We start from the raw sequence: 16,012 nt of genomic DNA on the forward strand, positions 1-16,012 counted from the left end.
CTTGATCCATGGCATATTCCTGTTTTGGGTTCCGTTATTTTTGATATTACATATTCAGAAAGAAGTTTTATATTGTCCTCAATAACCCAAATGTTTTTCAGCTTTCTGTAATTATTTTTCGTCTGGCAATCGACGTAGTTTTGATATGAAGGATACTCATGTAAACTAACCATTTAATACCCCTTCATAGTATCCTAAAATTTCATCAGCCACACGTTGCGGCGTTATCATGCTCATGCACTTTGCCGAACTTCCTTCCATTCTGACGCATACCTTATCTTTATAGATTTCCTTCAATTCAGGTACAATCTGCCATTCAAGAAAATTCTTCCAACATCCATCCCCGGAACAACAGGCAAGAAAACCATTTGTGTGCAGATACCGCTGATTGGGGTATGCTTCCCACCGGTAAGGCTCTCTTCCACCGGCGATGATAACGCACGGCTTCCTGAATGCTGCTGATACGTGTAGGTGCATCGATACCGGTCCGAGAGATCCCTGCGATTGATAAGCGAGCCTGAAGTATTCCCGCAAACTCGTTTTGCCGATCATGTTTATTGTACCATCAAGGGGAATATGGGTGTGTCCAAGTGATGCTTCCCCGACCTGAACGAACTTCACCTTTCCCTTGAGCATATCAACGACCTTCTGGTATCGTTCATGCCCCCATGACTTCAGCGGAAAGTCATCTTTGAACCCAGCGTTCACAATCCAGTAATCACCATCAACCAACCTTTCTTTCTTTTCAGCATCAGACAAGAATATCTCCGGCCATATTTCAGACTGAATTAACCTTATTTTCAAAAGCTTTTCAATCGTCAAATGGAATGCAGAAGAAAAATGACGACCTGATTTTCCTGAATTGTGAATATCTTCGTAATCAAATTTGAAAATTGCATCAGCTTCATCGTTATTCATGTTTGAAAGATGCGGATTCAATTCCCATACCGCGCCACAAGCGGTATCCATTCTGATATCATATTCAGGATACTGTTTTTTAAGATCACGTATTGCTCCGGTAGAAACTACGATATCGCCGGGACTCTGGAAATTTTTGAAAATAATCTTCATTCCTACCTCGCGAGTGCAGGGTTAAGATATCTGTACCTGATAGCGTTATTATAATCATCTCGAAACTGCTTCAAACGATTCACCGCATAGTTGACTGTAGATTTATCTGTATTCCCATTTATGGTGAGGTTGACAGTCATGTTTCCACCGGATATTGCTCTCATTGAATCCCTGTTGCTTAATATACGCTCTCCGCCCTTCATTTGCATCAATTCTCTTCCATTCTCTCCAACCCACGCAAGGCCGGGTGCAGCGTAGTTCGTTCCGGCCGCGTATCCCTTCGCTTTGCTTATTTGAGAGTACACTATTGCCAGTATCGAAGAAATAGCGGCCGCTGCAAGAATGGCTCCCACGTAGGGTATCTTCGCAACCGATCCGCCAGCATCAATGGCCGTCTTTACTCCACCGGTTGCAGCGTTGGAAATATTTTCGGCGTTTGTTTTTGTAGATTGAGCTGACCCGATTGCGCTTTCAGTCATTTTTGCCTTGATGTATTCTGCGAGATAATCCCACAAAAAACCCATTGCCGTCTGATAGAAATTATTCAGTATCGAGAGAAGCTTTTCCTTCATAGTTCCTTCTATCGACACCATCGTCATGAAGGCACCCTTCATGCTATTCTCAATGCTTTCCTTTACATCTTCCCATATTTTTTTCATTCTTTCGGCAGAAGTTTCATGAGCTATCGCTACATCATAAGCCGCATCCTGACCTTTTCTCGATGCTTCAAGCCATGCGGAAACTGCGGTATCCTGCATCTCTTTTTCTTTTTCTGCAATCTCTGCCGTTACTTCGCTCCCCCTTATTACAAGATCGTGCCATGCCGCATTGGCATCGAATTGTTCTGTTCGTTCCTTTTGTGTTTTAATTTTATCACGTTCGTCTTTTAGCCTTGATTGTTTGGTTCCAGATTTTGGAGCAACTGGAATTATCTCTTGAAAACTTTTTGCCGCTTCTCCGGTTGCCCTTACTTTTCCGGTAAGCTCATCAAGTTTATCCATCGCCTTACCGGCCTTCTCAATCAATCCGCCCTCTATCGATATTCCAAATTCAGAAAGCCTTCCTTCAAGAATTTTTATTTCAGCATCAAGTTTCTGGTTAGGGATGAGGGTTTGCTTTACCGCCCCCGTATAGGCGTCGGTCGATTCCCTTACATCGTCAATTCGTTGTTCGTATACTGATAATAATTCCTGTAGATTAGCGATCTCTTTTGCCTTGTCCTGCAATGCTGCATTCTCTGCATACTTCTTTGTCCATCCCTGCGTCTGTTGAGCTACTACACCAAGGCCAACAAGGGCAGCGGCAACGGCAAGTATCGGATTTGTGTACAAAGCAAGACCAAGGGAAATAAATGCTATCCGTAGGCTGTTCACGGCAACGACAGCCTTTGCAAACGCAAACGAAATACCGATAAGAAAAATTGCATCCTTATAATCATACACGAACTTCGCAAGGGCAGTAATCGATTCGAGTATCTTGTCAAAATAGTAAGGAACTTTGTTCAATGCCATTGCGATATCGTCTTTATGTAGAATGATATCGTCTTTCAGCTTTTGCATTCTCTCCATTAAAGACGGAAGCATTTCATTTACTACCGCGCTGATAACATCGCCGACACTCTGTTTAAGATCAAACCAGGCGTTTGTAATCCTTCCTAAATTGGCCTGTAGTTGATGTGCGGAAGTTTCGAATGATCCACCGAGTTCAGTTTTTACCTGTGTGGCAAACCTTGGCAGAAAATCGGCGGAAAGCAGATTCCCTGAAGCAACAAGCTTATTGAACTCCTGCGTTCCCATGTTCATTGCCTTAGCGCCAATCTCCATTGCTGCAGGGAATGAATCTCCCAATTGTCTACGAAGTTCTTCCATAGACACTACGCCCTTACTTGCCATTTGCTCAAGAGCCATGAACGTAAGCTTTACGCGCTCCGGGGAAAGCTTCAACGATACGGCCGTTTCTGAAATATCTTTGAATATTCTACGGGTTTCCTCCATCGATATTCCGGCGCGGGTGGTTGCCGCTGCGAATCCTGAATATGAGGAAGCGAGGTCAACGAATTTCAAACCCATACGGTCGGCTTCGGCGCGGACGTATTTCATCTCTTCCGCCGAATCGGTGAACTTTCCAACCGCTGCCGACATTCTATTTTCCATAGCCTCAAGCTGCATATCGGCCTTTACGAAAGAAGCCATTAATCCGGTTCCGAGTGTACCGGCAACAATATTCGGAAGGTTTACAATACTGTTAAATACAGAAGTAACCTTGTTTTGAAAGCGGTCAAGTGTACCACTTACCTTGCCGAAGGCGTCCATCCCACGGCTGGTTACTTCAAGTATTACCTGTACCTTTTGGCTCATGACTCATTTCCTCGTAGACGAATCCGTCTAACAGGTCGAAAGCTTCCGCAAGTTTGACATATTGATACAGCCGCGATTTACCATCCGGCCATGCGATACGGTTCGACAAGCGCCAGTCAGTAAAGAAAGGCAGCAACCACCAAACCTCTCCGGCAAGTGCTCGCGGACACCTGTATACCGGTATGTGGTCGCTGCCTTCGCAATGCTGACACCCGCTATCAGTACCATGACAAACGAAACAAAAATTCGTTTCCCACACCATTTTTTCCGCATTAACTTCGCACCCATTATCCTTTTTTACCTCTTCGTTTTCGCCGCACTCTCTGCAACTGAATACCATCGAAAGGTTTTTGTTCAACAGTATTATTGCGGCGGCATTCAGTTTTTTTGGTCTTGTACCGTCAACCCCATAAGCTCTTCAATGTGTTCAGAAAGAATACCCATGAGTTCAACCATTGAAGTGATCTGAAAATATTCCGATGGTCGCTTTCCAGGGTCACGGTTTGGCTGACCTTCAATTTTCCAACCTGTACAAAACAGGTCTATCACTTCGGCCATGTGCCGGTCTTCGTCGGCCCCTGTGATTATTCCTTTTTCTTTTGCGAGTTCAAGCGACTTCTTTGCCGTCAATTGTTCCAAGGTAGGAATGATAACTCGTTTTGTGGCGTCATCAATAGATTCGTTTTCCTTGCCCATATTTTTGATTGTGGTTTTAGAAAGTTTTTCCGCCTCTTCCTTGAAAGTCTTTGCCTTCACATAAAGACTGTCCTGAACGTCCTGGTATTTTGCTCGATATTCTCCGGTGAGATAACGGAAATAAATTTCATCTCCGTTATCACACTTATGAGTGAGAACTTTATCTGGTGAGATTGGAATAATTGACATACTAACCTCCGCGACGGTTAATGTTTAATTATAATTAAGAACTCGAAGAGCTGGAGCTGCTTGAACTGCTACTGCTCGAAGAACTCGAACTCGATGACGATGAACTTGATGAGTTCCCCCCGGCGATTCTCAAATGAAAATCATTGCGGGTGAGAATAAGTTTCAAGTCCCAGCATCTTACTTTATTCTGATCAGACTTTTTCGCATCAGTTATCTGCGAATAAGTGGCATCGATCTTCATGTCGGAACTGTCCCAATAAATCTGGACAGCCCCGATAGTCTGCGCCTTGAGTGCTGCAATCGGATCAGTGGTTGAACGAAGGTCCATATAGACCTTTGCATTGAGTTCAATTTCCCTGTCGGTTACAACACCGGCACCAAGGCCGGATGTGGCGGTCCCGTCAAGGCATTGTTCAATCGGCTGATTTCCGCTGATATCGAAGGTAAGAAGTTTGTATGTTACTCCGTTAATAAGGATGGTTGCTCCAAGCATGGTTGGCACTGCGGACCTGATACGGCTTACCGCTGGCATTGCTGCTGTCGTAAAGGCAAAGTGGGAACCCTTACCGGGGAATTCAAGCTTTACCATCTTCCCCATTTCTCCGCTGATTTTCCAGTCGCATTTCCAGTTGTATAACTGGTGCACATTGGTCGTACCTCCCTTACCCTCATAATGCCATATCGTCGCACTCTTACCGCCAAGGCTCGACGGGGTAGCAATGTAAAATCCGTCATTCTCTGTAATAACGAAGTCGGCACATTCAAAGCAATCCAGGTAGTCTGGTTTGACTCCTGATCCGAAGGACCGCATCGGGAATATGAGTGTGGCAGAAGCTCCGTACGTACTCGGAACAGCTATCTCCTGATCGAATACCCCGGAAACAATCTTCACCTTTTCGCAGGTAATATCGGCATCGGAAGTAGAGCCTTCCATGACTTCGATAAAATTGTTTTTGTTCAGGTTAGTTCTCTTCGTTTCGTTGTCCGCCTGTAAACTCAACAGAAAACACTCAAGCGCACTTACAAATCTGTCGCTCATATTCTTCTCCTATGCTAAATCTGATAAGGATCGTCTGCATCTATTCTTCTTAATATTTGTACTAAAAACCAAGTCGCAATCGTTCCCACATCGGAACCTTGAGGACTCGGTTGATAAAACATATTATGGCCGAGGCCAGTAACTTTAGTATTCAAAGCATATCCGCCGCGAGTTCTGTCAACCATCAAAGCCCTTTGAATGTCAGCGCCGACATTCCTGTCTGTATATTGAATAGGATCGTTGCCCTTACTGTCGTCTTTTCCGTTAAAGTAAAGTATCAGAAATTCAAGAGATCCAATTTCTGTGTGTTGGTAATCTTCATCATATTCCGGAGGCAGCTTTACCAACAATGTGAATGTATCGGCGGCGGCACACGAATTAAATTCCGACCGTTTTTCCTCTACTGTTCCGAGATTGGTATTGTACCCGTTGGCAACGGAAACCGTTTGAAGAACCGATTTTATGTTGGCAGTTATCAGTGCATCAATGCAATCAGCCATTAGTGCTCCCGTTGATACGGTTTGTTATCCGGTCGATTCTCTTCTGAACCCGATTGTAAACTGAAGGTAAGCGCCGGTTCCAATCGCCGTAAAAATTATACTGCTGATTCACGGTTGCGGCTTTTATTCCGATAAACAAAAGATCACTCGAACCCCCAGTACCATTTTTCTTGAAATAATAAATTCTCTCACCTTCATGTACCCATTCGAGAAGATCGTTGTCCCTCATGAACTTCCATTGTTGGGCAACCTTTTTTGTGTTTTCAAGATTACGATAAATAGGCATTATCATATAATCTTTTAGGCGCGGGAATAGCGGCCCCCCGGTACTCAAGAAATCCATCACATCACGGAACGGTGCTCCGGTATAAGTTCCCACCCCGTACCCGGCCTTGTGTCGATACTTCGACCTTCCGCTTTCCCCGACACCCATCACAAGACGCATTCCGTCAATTTCCGTTTTACTCGGTTCATCAACCCGTCCGCCGAAGATACGAGCAACATTGCGCGGCCAATGACCGCCTCGAATATTACTCTTTCTCATTATCTTTTTTGTAAACACGCCGTCTTTTTTACTACTCCCGACAAACCCGTCGCGCTCGGTAAGCAACGATCCGAGAATACCGCTTCTGAATTTTTCAGGTGCCTTACTAAGCGCGTGAGATACTTCGGCGGCGAATCTGACCTTTCCTTTTATTGCTACGGTAGGGAACATCATACTAATGCCACCTTGTAGCTGTAAGGATCCTCGTAGAGTATTGATGTTACTCTCAACTCTTCTAGCGACCCGTTAAAGGAAATTGTCATGGTATCTTTATTCTTTGTCACTACCGGCCAATCTGTTTTCGAAACATGGACGGTACACCGGGTAAAATTGTTTTCGTGTCCGCCTTTTATTCTCGACGCCGCAAATCCGTGTCGTTCAACACAAGCATAGAAAGAAGTGCTTGCGGCACCATTGGCAGAACCGGATATTTGTTCCGCCATGATGTTGCTTGAACTGAAAAAGATCGAGTCGAACGTTGTTTGCATAAATAATGCGGGACCGAAGTCCCGCCTCCGTTTTTACGAACTACTTGACGAACTGCTCGAACTTGACGAACTACTACTCGATGAGCTACTGCTGCTCGAAGACGAAGAGGAGCTGCTTGAACTACTCGACGAAGACGAAGAGCTGCTTGACGAACTTGAACTTGAACTGCTTGAACTCGAAGAGCTGGAGCTGCTTGAACTGCTGCTGCTCGAAGAACTCGAACTTGACGACGAAGAACTGGACGAGCTTGAACTGCTGCTCGACGAACTCGAACTGCTCGACGACGAGCTTGACGACGACGAACTGCTGCTTGAGCTGGACGAAGAGCTTGACGTCGATATTCGAATATATTTACTCGAACCCGAATTCAGCTCTACCCGAACATATGCCTTATCGGTAGTTGCCCTTGCCTTTATACAAGTACCCAAACAGTAATCATCGGTTCCGTTTGCGCTCCCTTCCGGTATCGCGTTATTTCCCTCATGATTCCAATATACCTGATCCCCCGATGAGAAAGTCTGCGCCGAACTACACGGAAAATCATATACATTGATAATATCTATCGATCCTACCTCACCGTTCGCAATATCCTCTTCAAGCACCCCGGCAATTGCCGTAGTTGACGATATGTTAATCTTAACCACCTCCCCGGCTGTCTGTGCCGAACCCGTGGCATTCGTATAACGCATCGTTGCGTCTTGATCGGTCCTGCGTTCAGCAAGAAATGCTTCTCTTGCCATATTAATTTCCTTCCGTTATGACGATGCTGAACTTGAACTTGAACTTGACGAAATACGAGTGTATTCACTCGGACCGAAGTTCAATCTTACTCTTACGAAAGCCTTGTCCGTTGTTGCCCTTGCCTGCTGACAGGTGCCGAGACAGAAGTCGTCTTCACCATTAACAGAAGCGACGGGAATAGCCTTACTTCCTTCGTGATCCCAATAAACAGCGGTTCCCGCTGTCCACGTTTGGCCTGAAGCCGTAGGGAAATCGTAGATGTTTTTGATATCCAGAGTTCCGGTAGCATTGGCGGCAATCGCCTCAAGGCTCACACCGGCGATACATTTAGTTGCCGATATATTAACTTTGACAACCTCACCGGCTGTTACTGCTGCGGTCGGTGTAAACCTCATGGTGGCGTCTTGCGTTGTTATCCGCTTCGCCAGAAATGCTTCTCTCGACATATATTTTTTCCTTTTTGATCGTTATGAAAATGGGGCGGTTTCCCGCCCGTTTAATTATTGATCCGCTCCGTAATTGGCATATACCGGTCGGTAATTGACCTGACCGAAATTGACGACATGGTAAATGTCGTAAATAGTTCCGAGCGGTTCGGCAACATCGGAGTTCTTCTGGCGAAGCGTCGGAGCTTCCATGCCGGACAGAAATACCTTGTTGATCGCCGGAGCTTGTCGCGGATCGGCCATGAGATACCATCCGTTGTGAGCGTTGGTCGCAGCGTCCATCTTCGCATCGAGATAGGGCGACTGAACCGGAATGAGACCCCTGATATAATCAAGGTTCGGTACTCCTGCGGCATTACTTGTCGCTGAAGAATCAATGTCGAACGAAGAGGTAATGCGCTGCTTGATCGCCGTTTCGAGATTGGTATGGGCGATGATGTACTTCGGGGGAAGGTTCATATACTGCGTTGACGCCCTTCCGTCCGGGGCAAGAAGTTGCTGTCTCATCATTGCCTTGCGCCCCGCGGCGATTGTGGTAGTGGTCGGAGCGCCTACGCCGGTCAATCCGCGACCGATGAAGTTCCTATGCCCCGCGGTAAACATTGCGGTACTATCTTCTCCCATTGTCGGCCCTACCATATTGGTGCCGTAGAAGAATGTCCAGAATAACATCTCTTCGGTCCGGCGGCAGGATGCACCAAGCTGTGCAGGCATACCGACAAGTGCTCCGAGGCTGTCGTTGACAATCGCTTTCCAGTCAAGGATGATTGCGAGAGCGTATATTTTGAGCTGTACGCTTTCCTTCGAATCGGACATCGAAGTCATCGGGAAGCCTTCGCCGGTTTTCAATTCCTCAAGGTCTCCCAGGTTGGAAACGCTGATTGAATACTTGGGTAAGAAGTTCTGCGCGGTATCACGTCCGCAAAGAAGTTCATGCACTCCGGGAGTTTCGGCGTACCCTCTCGCCATATCCTTGCTCGCGACATCGAGAAAGACATTCGCAAGATCCCCTCCGGTAATTGCGAACGAACGCCGCATATCAACACATTTGTTGTACACGGCAATAGGTGACATCCATCCTGCACCGCGCACTCCGTTCATGTCAAGGAAGGCGCGCATACAAGAAAGGACGGTGAGTCCACCGTATGCGGTCTTTTTCACTTCGGCGCGTTCCGCATCGGTCATCGTTCCGCCTGCCGTCTGGTAAATTGCCAGAGATGCAGCCTTTCGGAAGTTGTCGAATCCATCAACGTGAACCCTTACACTTTCAATTGCAGAAGCGGGGACTGCATTCTTTTCGATCTTCTTCCGCTGAATTTCGAACAGTTTTTCCGTTGCCGTTCGTTCGTGGTCTTTATCGAAGAAGGTAAGCCCCTCCATCGCCGAGCGCCCTTCATCTTCGGTAAGACCCATCAGTTTGGCTTTATCGGCAACATTTTTCTTTCCGGTTGTTGACCGTTCGGCCATCTCAACCGCTTTTCTCGTTGCCGCTTCATCAATCTTTTCCTGCGTAATTGCAGGGTTGGCCGGGGTTTCCGTCCGAACTTCTGTTACCGGTTTCGCGACTTCATCAGGCATATCAACTCCTTGTGAATTGTTGTTTTCGTTTCGATTTATTTCATTGCCTTGCGGCTTGTTTCTCATTTTTGCGTTTTCGTCGGCACCAATCGGAGTCAACGACACTTCCTGAAGTTTCCATTTAGTTCTGTAAACAAGCGTCCTTTCACCGCTGTTTTTTATTTTCCTTCCCTTGATTTCAGCCTCACATCCCCTTTCGATATAGATTGAGCTGTCGGGATAAATACGATATCCTGCAGATACGTCGGTAAGATGTCGTTCTTTTACAAGAGTCCATGCATCTTCGGATAGGGTAGAAAAGTTTATTAATCCCCTGGCAACCCCATCCTTTTTCTGTATCTCACGGGCAGAACCGACGATATCTGAAATCTCGTATCGTGAATGGTTATCAAGCAGAGGAACCTGTCTGCTTTCCGGCATATCCATACCATCAATATCGAGAATCTCATCAACAAATTCCCACCGGGTACGATCAACAACCGTAACCGGTACTGCGGTAGCGATAATTGCCTCAACGGTCCTTTTCTCTTCGTTTATCGTCGATCCGTCAAAGCTCAACTTCGCCGAACGGGTAATCAGATCAACCGGGTAATCGTCTCGCTGTGCAGTGTTATTCTGCAGGTTTGCTTTCTTCGGCATCTTCAACTCCATCTGAATTTTTGAAATAGGCCATGAGTTCTTCCGGCGTAACATCCTTACCGGCAACAGCCTTTTTTATGTAATCGATTTCAGTAGCAACCTGATCGATATAATCACGCCAATCAATACCGCGCTTGCTGCAAATGTCGTTCAGGCTGTTCAAGCCAGCGCCCTTCATATTCACCATCGCTGCACTGTCCGCCTTCGGATCAACCCAGTCCCATGCTGGAAACTGGAAAGAAACGCGGGTATACCGGTACGGATCAGCGAGGAACCTGTCGGGTGATATCGTTACCTTCCCCTCAATCACGCACTGATATACAAACTGATTCCACATCCATTGACAGACTTGGAAGTCCATAAAGGTTCGATGAACCTTGTACCCTGCCCGGTCTTCGTTAAGATTGGTGCGGGACGCGGCAAAATTAACTCCGTCCATGTCGCGGGATACTGCCATGTAAGATGTACCAACACCACAACAGGCATCGAGAAGAACCCGGTTCAAAAGCGGTTTTAGAGCGGTATTAAGGTCGCCGTCGGCTTGGATAACCTTCGGCTCGTTCTTACTCTTTATCCACGTCCCCGGTTCCCATAGTGCCTCACCATCACTGTTTTTTGTAACGTTGTTGAAAAACACATCCCCGGAAGGATCAGACCACAAAGCGATGTCCGCAAGAATTCGCAATTTAGTCATGTAATCCTCTTTGATCTCCCGATAATCAAAAAGATCGGGAAGGGAGGCATGAAGCCACGGAACGCCTATAACCTGATTCGGTCGCGTTCGCTGGTAAAAGTGCTTCATGTATTCTGCAGAAATTGCGTTGTTAATTCCTTTGATCCAGTATTTAACGGGTCGATAATACTCATCAATAGCGATTCCGTGAAGAACCTGTTTTTCCGGCCTGTTCTGATCTTGGGTTATTTTCTGATCGTCCTTGGAAGTGTCTAGGATGTCCGGTTCAAGCATCTGATATGCTAGGTTGAGATAGGAACCCTTTCGAGCCGGAACACGATTAAAAAGTACAGTCCCGGAACTGATTATGGTTTCCAGCGCCTCTTTCCCCCACAAGGCAAAGTTCGACTGCCCGGTAGCGTCCAGTTCTTCAGAATGTCGCATCCATGCGTATTCAAGCTCGTCGTTGATACCCTTCTGTATTTCCCCATTCGATAGTTTCACCTGTGCCTGAACTATAGGACCTTCCCCCCATACGTTGTTCACTATGGTGCGGCGGATACCGCTGGCAATTCCGTTATTATCGATTTCACGCCGGGATCGGGCGATAATGGTACTCAACTGCTGCTTTATGTCGGTATATGGGATAGATGACGTTGTCGGCCAATCATCGCGTATCCGGTTAGTGTACCCGGCTGCGTAGTGATCACTTCTGCGGGAAAGTTCTTTCTGAATGATATCTCTGATGTTCATTGATCGGGACTGCGGGGCGGGTGCAACCGGTACGGATTTCCCCCAAATCTTCGCTATTTCGGCCAATGATCGTTTTACCCGGTCGATCATATCGTCGCCTTATCGGTGAAGGTAATTTTCATTACACCTGAATCGGCGGCGGAATTTACTTCACCCTGAACAAGATCCCTTAGTTTTATAAGGTCTGACAAATTTGGAAACTCGAACTCCTTATCGCCTATGACTACTTTTTTAGCCCCCGCCATTCTTGCAATAATTGCTGCCTCTATTTGCGCCAAATGTGCTGCAGTAAATGCCATAGACACCTTTCCGGGCAAAAAAAGAGGACCAATACACTGATGCGCCAGCGCATTGGTCCTCTTATTGCATATTTCGGGTAATTATTCCGAAACTTGCCCGATTATTTATTGTCGGTAAAATATACCGATTAATTACAATATAGCATATTTCAGATAAAAATCAATGTTTTTATTTTTGGATATAAAAAAGGCCGGTGGAGAACAGGCCTGAATGATACGGGAATGTTGCTGGATGTTGCTGGATGTTGCTCAATCTGCAAAAATAATACAAAAATACGAAAGACGAAGCCCGTAACTAGTTGATAGTTATTGGATTTTTTGGTTTTACCAAAATCGCATCATTGGACCATCTACAATTTCAAAATGTTGAAAAAATGTATCTTCTTTAATAATATTTGCCGTAGTTTTACTGTTAATATAAATCGACTCACCGCTTATCATCCATACCGAATATAGTAAGCCCTCAGCAAAATTTATCATCCCGTGATGGTCGGTAATGTTTTTTATGCATTTTACCCTCATTGCTTCCTCCTGAACCTCAAATAAATCTCATTTCCTCCCATCGGGACAGATTCATAGTGCTCCCATCCGTCGCGCATTTGATCACTGATTACTTTATTCTGCGCGTCTTTATCGGACACTGCAAGGACGAAGCCACGCACAAGTGTTTCAAGTTTTTCAGGTTCTTTTTTTTGTTCAGGTGGAATCGTCGGTGCTACCGGAATATTCGGTACTCCGTTATGGTTGCGCTTTGACATCGGTTTCCTCCTTAAAATTATTAAGTATTTTTCTCAACTTACGTTTGTATCGTTGGTCTTGTGGTTGTATGACATCTACTATTTCGACATCTTCAGCATTACAACCGAGTTGTTCAGCTATTTCTTCTAAAAATGCTCTACTTGACATTATCTTCCTCCTTTTATTGATGATATTATTTCTTTAATCCCTTCAATTAGTTCCATCTTACCAGCATTGTCCATTCCTTTATCATCAACTTCTATAGAAATTTCATACTCCAAAACCATTCCCATTCCAGGAACAAACTTATTGATTTCAACTTTAGCAGTCATCAATGCCTCCTTATAGCCGATAGCCACGGCTTTTTATATGGTTGAATGTTTCGTTGAAGTGGATTTATTGCCGGTATTTGCGGTTCTTTCTTCTGTTCTACTTGAGGTTGTTCTTTATTCCGGTCCCTGGTATTTTCCTCAATTCGCTTAATATAATCATCGGATACCAGCTTGTCCTCAAGCTCAAGGACAAGAGCGCAACCCTCTTGTAGGTTCTCGCTGTCGCGGTAATGGTCATTCGGAAGGCAAATAAAATCACGTTTCACCTGTCCGTGCTCGTCGATCTCTTCGGCGTAGTATTGGGAGAGCAGTTGCGATAAATACTCATCGGTAACATCGTCGGGAAGGTGCCATATCTTGCTCCCCATGCGCCCCTCAACCCGATCGGATAAAAGACGGGTTTGCCCGACATACAATTTAGGGTGAGACTTCCCGGATTCGCTTTTCATGATAATGGGCTTTTTATAATCAATAGCTGTCAATCCCACATAGGGGTGCAGCCATGTAATGTGATCGCAAAGGTAATCGACATACTCCGGTCTATGTCCCCCTCGGTCAATGAGTCCGAAAATGGTATGCATCCTGGTTCCGTTCTTTTTAAGCAATGGCTTTTCAAGGAACGGTCGAACAATCTCAAGAACCTCTTCTTTGTTCTTTGCGTCGCCATCCATTGGTGCCTCGATGAACTCGTGCCATAAAAGCCATGTTTCCATATTCTTTCCCCATCCGCGGCGGGTACAGAAGAAACCGTTGTCCTGTGTGTCGGCGGTGAAGGTCACAACGTGAACCCAGTCGGGTATAAAGGCGTCTGGACCGTACTGAAGATACCCGAACCGTTTTCCGGCAACGAACTCCATTGAACGCCTGCCAAGTTCGTTTTTAGGGAAGCGCCCCATATCTTCAGCAGTGTATGCCCTCATCCGCTTGGGATCTTTCAGAGCAGCAAAGAAGGCGGCAAGACATTCATAGAATTTCCAGTTATAGTCAAGAAGTCGGGACCAATTCACACATATTCTATCTTTTTTACTCCGGTCCTCTGTCTCTATTACCGTTCCATCGGGGAGTATTTTGTCGGCCTTCTGTTCAAAATCTTTGATTTCTATTTTAGGCGCAGCCCATATCGTATGTTCAAGCATATCCATCCGCGCCTCTTCAGGTATCTCTTTCCCGCAGTTTGGGCATTCGTATCTTACAGCTTTTTCCTTCATCCCTTTGACTCTCATAGGGTCTTTCCTCAATTTTGAATCCTTGGCGAGATTCTCACGAATATGGTAATCAGACCACTCAAAACCGATATGACACCACGGGCATAGAGCATGAGGAGCCATAAACAATGATCCTGGCTTGTAGCTTGCCTTGTATAATATATCCCCCACTTCCCACGGAGAAGATGAATATACCTTTCGATAATCGTTTGTTCCGGTATAATCCTTCTGCCGACCGTCGATAAGAGCATCGGGGTCAAAGCGTACCACCTGCCATTTTGCCACTTCATCACCCTGAAAGAACTGTGCCCCGTATTGAGCCAACTCGTTTCTATTCTGTGCACTTGCGGTATTCCAAATCGAGTTTTTTAGGATGATCATTTTTATGGTCAGGTCATCAGATTTACCGGTAAGGTGTTTTTTCATAACCGGAATCTCTGTGAGGGAAGGAATGATGCGAGTCTTGAAATTCGATTCTACAAGCTCTTTCGTCGGGTAGGCAACCATTCCCCCCATGTCGTAAACATCAATACAGTACGATCTCATTATGTCTGAAATCATTGTTTTTCCCATTCGGACCGGCGCAATAATGTGAATTACCCGCCAAGTACAAATCAGGTTTATAACCCACCGTTGCCACTGAATAGGATGAAATTTTCCTTTACGAGCATATACCTTTGTCAGAATCCAGTTATCTTCTGACCACTTATCGGCAAGGGGTTTATCCTTAAACCGTGCAGCGTTGCGAACGTGTTCCGGGATAGGAAAGTCGTAGGATATCGGGGGGAACTTATCAGGCATTGGTTTTTTCCGGCGCGTTGGCTATTTCATCCATAGCGTTTTTGAATAAATCGAATAATCTTTTTTCCGCAACGTCTCCTGAAATCATATGAAATTTCTGTTTGTGGTAAGCCGGGATCTTCTCGAAGAAATTGCGAAGCGTTACGAAAAGGGAAGAAATATACTGGTGATAGAGAGAGCGTTCGATATAATTTTCCTGAACTTTAAGTATCTTTTGGCCCTGAAGTTCAATATCTTTTCTCAACTTTTCAATCTCAAGTTCAGCCTTACTGTCGGAATTCTCTCCGCTCTTTTCCCGCCATTGAATCAATTTTACCAGATTAACGGTGCCGTCCTCATTGGAAACACCGGAATCTTGAGCCTTGTCTATCCACGTTTTTACCGCAGACTTTGAACGCCCGAAGAGGGTTGAAAGAAGCTTCGGGTCAACATAGCTGAGTTCGGATAGGTCGGTGATCATCGAAAACCATTAAGGTAAGCTATCCTGTTTTCGTCCGCCATCTCCCTTAAAACCTTCACACCGATATCGATTGCGATTGCAACTGCTCCCGATTGGCTTCCCTTCCTGGTGAGAGATTGAAGCATGTGAAGCCGGGCGTCGTATTCGGCGGGAAGATTGATATGATGCTTTTTTACCGGCACTTCGAACTCTGGTTCGCGCATTACCCCTCCTGCTCGATTGTTTTTGCATGGACAATGCCATTAACTCTGAATTTTTCATCGATGATCATTTCGCCGATATCAGAGATAGTGATTTGCTCTTCCCCGTTGAACAAGGTTTCGGGTCCGATGAGGGTGATTGAGACTGCTTTCATTTTCTGCATAATTTACCCCAATTTTAAGGTTTATACTGATAATATAATACCTTTTATTCCTTTTATCCTAATTATTTTTTTGCGGGAACATTTCGGGCTGGCCTGAC

Annotated in this window: 19 protein-coding genes and 1 pseudogene; 1 reads left to right on the forward strand and 19 read right to left on the reverse strand. The window is 45.5% G+C overall.

What is annotated here, in order from left to right; genetic code table 11:
- Nucleotides 1-165: 165 nt before the first annotated feature.
- From WC407_RS14545 to WC407_RS14575, 7 genes are all read right to left on the reverse strand, one after another.
- Nucleotides 166-1,071 carry a glycosyltransferase family 9 protein gene (locus tag WC407_RS14545; protein ID WP_373023373.1) on the reverse strand — a complete coding sequence of 302 codons (906 nt, stop codon included), beginning with the start codon at nt 1,069-1,071 and terminating at the stop codon, nt 166-168.
- Nucleotides 1,072-1,073: 2 nt separating this feature from the next.
- Nucleotides 1,074-3,428, reverse strand: a complete 2,355-nt coding sequence (locus WC407_RS14550; RefSeq protein ID WP_373023374.1) for a tape measure protein — start codon at nt 3,426-3,428, stop codon at nt 1,074-1,076.
- Nucleotides 3,400-3,537 carry a hypothetical protein gene (locus WC407_RS14555; protein WP_373023375.1) on the reverse strand — a complete coding sequence of 46 codons (138 nt, stop codon included), beginning with the start codon at nt 3,535-3,537 and terminating at the stop codon, nt 3,400-3,402. The genes WC407_RS14550 and WC407_RS14555 overlap by 29 nt, the downstream gene beginning before the upstream one ends.
- A gap of 269 nt (nt 3,538-3,806) precedes the next feature.
- Complete coding sequence (locus WC407_RS14560) at nt 3,807-4,313, reverse strand: hypothetical protein (RefSeq protein WP_373023376.1); 507 nt, start codon at nt 4,311-4,313, stop codon at nt 3,807-3,809.
- Between the two features lie 34 nt (nt 4,314-4,347).
- Entirely contained in the window at nt 4,348-5,352 is a 1,005-nt protein-coding gene (locus WC407_RS14565; RefSeq protein ID WP_373023377.1) for a hypothetical protein, read from the reverse strand.
- A gap of 14 nt (nt 5,353-5,366) precedes the next feature.
- Complete coding sequence (locus tag WC407_RS14570) at nt 5,367-5,852, reverse strand: hypothetical protein (protein ID WP_373023378.1); 486 nt, start codon at nt 5,850-5,852, stop codon at nt 5,367-5,369.
- Complete coding sequence (locus WC407_RS14575) at nt 5,845-6,570, reverse strand: hypothetical protein (RefSeq protein WP_373023379.1); 726 nt, start codon at nt 6,568-6,570, stop codon at nt 5,845-5,847. Before WC407_RS14575 ends, WC407_RS14570 begins: the two co-directional genes overlap by 8 nt.
- A gap of 240 nt (nt 6,571-6,810) precedes the next feature.
- On the opposite strand from WC407_RS14575, the gene WC407_RS14580 reads away from it, so the two are divergent.
- Nucleotides 6,811-7,320 carry a hypothetical protein gene (locus tag WC407_RS14580; protein WP_373023391.1) on the forward strand — a complete coding sequence of 170 codons (510 nt, stop codon included), beginning with the start codon at nt 6,811-6,813 and terminating at the stop codon, nt 7,318-7,320.
- On the opposite strand, the pseudogene WC407_RS14585 reads toward WC407_RS14580, so the two are convergent.
- The 12 genes and pseudogenes from WC407_RS14585 to WC407_RS14640 all read right to left on the reverse strand — a co-directional run.
- Nucleotides 7,320-7,625 (reverse strand): annotated as a pseudogene (locus WC407_RS14585) (DUF2190 family protein); the annotation flags it as partial. The gene WC407_RS14580 and the pseudogene WC407_RS14585 overlap by 1 nt on opposite strands.
- 15 nt (nt 7,626-7,640) lie before the next feature.
- Nucleotides 7,641-8,072 (reverse strand): DUF2190 family protein, encoded by a 432-nt coding sequence (locus WC407_RS14590; protein ID WP_373023380.1) that lies wholly within the window; start codon nt 8,070-8,072, stop codon nt 7,641-7,643.
- Between the two features lie 54 nt (nt 8,073-8,126).
- On the reverse strand, nt 8,127-10,289 hold the full coding sequence (locus WC407_RS14595; protein ID WP_373023381.1) for a hypothetical protein: 2,163 nt from the start codon (nt 10,287-10,289) through the stop codon (nt 8,127-8,129).
- Nucleotides 10,261-11,805, reverse strand: a complete 1,545-nt coding sequence (locus WC407_RS14600; protein ID WP_373023382.1) for a phage portal protein — start codon at nt 11,803-11,805, stop codon at nt 10,261-10,263. The genes WC407_RS14595 and WC407_RS14600 overlap by 29 nt, the downstream gene beginning before the upstream one ends.
- Nucleotides 11,802-12,014: a hypothetical protein gene (locus WC407_RS14605; RefSeq protein ID WP_373023383.1), complete on the reverse strand. Its 213-nt coding sequence runs from the start codon at nt 12,012-12,014 to the stop codon at nt 11,802-11,804. Before WC407_RS14605 ends, WC407_RS14600 begins: the two co-directional genes overlap by 4 nt.
- Before the next feature lie 518 nt (nt 12,015-12,532).
- Nucleotides 12,533-12,772 (reverse strand): hypothetical protein, encoded by a 240-nt coding sequence (locus tag WC407_RS14610; RefSeq protein ID WP_373023384.1) that lies wholly within the window; start codon nt 12,770-12,772, stop codon nt 12,533-12,535.
- On the reverse strand, nt 12,753-12,920 hold the full coding sequence (locus tag WC407_RS14615) for a hypothetical protein (protein ID WP_373023385.1): 168 nt from the start codon (nt 12,918-12,920) through the stop codon (nt 12,753-12,755). Before WC407_RS14615 ends, WC407_RS14610 begins: the two co-directional genes overlap by 20 nt.
- Entirely contained in the window at nt 12,920-13,084 is a 165-nt protein-coding gene (locus tag WC407_RS14620) for a hypothetical protein (protein WP_373023386.1), read from the reverse strand. The genes WC407_RS14615 and WC407_RS14620 overlap by 1 nt, the downstream gene beginning before the upstream one ends.
- The gene (locus tag WC407_RS14625; RefSeq protein ID WP_373023387.1) at nt 13,084-15,090 is read right to left on the reverse strand and encodes a terminase gpA endonuclease subunit; all 2,007 of its coding nucleotides are present in this window, start codon (nt 15,088-15,090) and stop codon (nt 13,084-13,086) included. Before WC407_RS14625 ends, WC407_RS14620 begins: the two co-directional genes overlap by 1 nt.
- Nucleotides 15,083-15,550, reverse strand: a complete 468-nt coding sequence (locus WC407_RS14630; protein ID WP_373023388.1) for a hypothetical protein — start codon at nt 15,548-15,550, stop codon at nt 15,083-15,085. Before WC407_RS14630 ends, WC407_RS14625 begins: the two co-directional genes overlap by 8 nt.
- A complete protein-coding gene (locus tag WC407_RS14635; RefSeq protein WP_373023389.1) occupies nt 15,547-15,753 on the reverse strand; it encodes a hypothetical protein in 207 nt (68 codons plus the stop codon). The genes WC407_RS14630 and WC407_RS14635 overlap by 4 nt, the downstream gene beginning before the upstream one ends.
- Entirely contained in the window at nt 15,753-15,914 is a 162-nt protein-coding gene (locus WC407_RS14640; protein WP_373023390.1) for a hypothetical protein, read from the reverse strand. Before WC407_RS14640 ends, WC407_RS14635 begins: the two co-directional genes overlap by 1 nt.
- Nucleotides 15,915-16,012: the final 98 nt, after the last annotated feature.

Source organism: Sulfuricurvum sp. (genome assembly GCF_041651515.1).
Lineage (GTDB): Bacteria > Campylobacterota > Campylobacteria > Campylobacterales > Sulfurimonadaceae > Sulfuricurvum.

Excerpts from the sequence above, each read along its gene's own strand:
- WC407_RS14610 (WP_373023384.1), bottom strand. The coding sequence starts at position 12,772 with ATGTCAAAGCGCAACCATAACGGAGTACCGAATATTCCGGTAGCACCG.
- WC407_RS14625 (WP_373023387.1), bottom strand. The coding sequence starts at position 15,090 with ATGCCTGATAAGTTCCCCCCGATATCCTACGACTTTCCTATCCCGGAA.
- WC407_RS14550 (WP_373023374.1), bottom strand. The coding sequence starts at position 3,428 with ATGAGCCAAAAGGTACAGGTAATACTTGAAGTAACCAGCCGTGGGATG.
- WC407_RS14595 (WP_373023381.1), bottom strand. The coding sequence starts at position 10,289 with ATGCCGAAGAAAGCAAACCTGCAGAATAACACTGCACAGCGAGACGAT.
- WC407_RS14615 (WP_373023385.1), bottom strand. The coding sequence starts at position 12,920 with ATGTCAAGTAGAGCATTTTTAGAAGAAATAGCTGAACAACTCGGTTGT.
- WC407_RS14570 (WP_373023378.1), bottom strand. The coding sequence starts at position 5,852 with ATGGCTGATTGCATTGATGCACTGATAACTGCCAACATAAAATCGGTT.
- WC407_RS14640 (WP_373023390.1), bottom strand. The coding sequence starts at position 15,914 with ATGCAGAAAATGAAAGCAGTCTCAATCACCCTCATCGGACCCGAAACC.
- WC407_RS14560 (WP_373023376.1), bottom strand. The coding sequence starts at position 4,313 with ATGTCAATTATTCCAATCTCACCAGATAAAGTTCTCACTCATAAGTGT.
- WC407_RS14605 (WP_373023383.1), bottom strand. The coding sequence starts at position 12,014 with ATGGCATTTACTGCAGCACATTTGGCGCAAATAGAGGCAGCAATTATT.
- WC407_RS14590 (WP_373023380.1), bottom strand. The coding sequence starts at position 8,072 with ATGTCGAGAGAAGCATTTCTGGCGAAGCGGATAACAACGCAAGACGCC.
- WC407_RS14565 (WP_373023377.1), bottom strand. The coding sequence starts at position 5,352 with ATGAGCGACAGATTTGTAAGTGCGCTTGAGTGTTTTCTGTTGAGTTTA.
- WC407_RS14620 (WP_373023386.1), bottom strand. The coding sequence starts at position 13,084 with ATGACTGCTAAAGTTGAAATCAATAAGTTTGTTCCTGGAATGGGAATG.
- WC407_RS14630 (WP_373023388.1), bottom strand. The coding sequence starts at position 15,550 with ATGATCACCGACCTATCCGAACTCAGCTATGTTGACCCGAAGCTTCTT.
- WC407_RS14545 (WP_373023373.1), bottom strand. The coding sequence starts at position 1,071 with ATGAAGATTATTTTCAAAAATTTCCAGAGTCCCGGCGATATCGTAGTT.
- WC407_RS14575 (WP_373023379.1), bottom strand. The coding sequence starts at position 6,570 with ATGATGTTCCCTACCGTAGCAATAAAAGGAAAGGTCAGATTCGCCGCC.
- WC407_RS14600 (WP_373023382.1), bottom strand. The coding sequence starts at position 11,805 with ATGATCGACCGGGTAAAACGATCATTGGCCGAAATAGCGAAGATTTGG.
- WC407_RS14635 (WP_373023389.1), bottom strand. The coding sequence starts at position 15,753 with ATGCGCGAACCAGAGTTCGAAGTGCCGGTAAAAAAGCATCATATCAAT.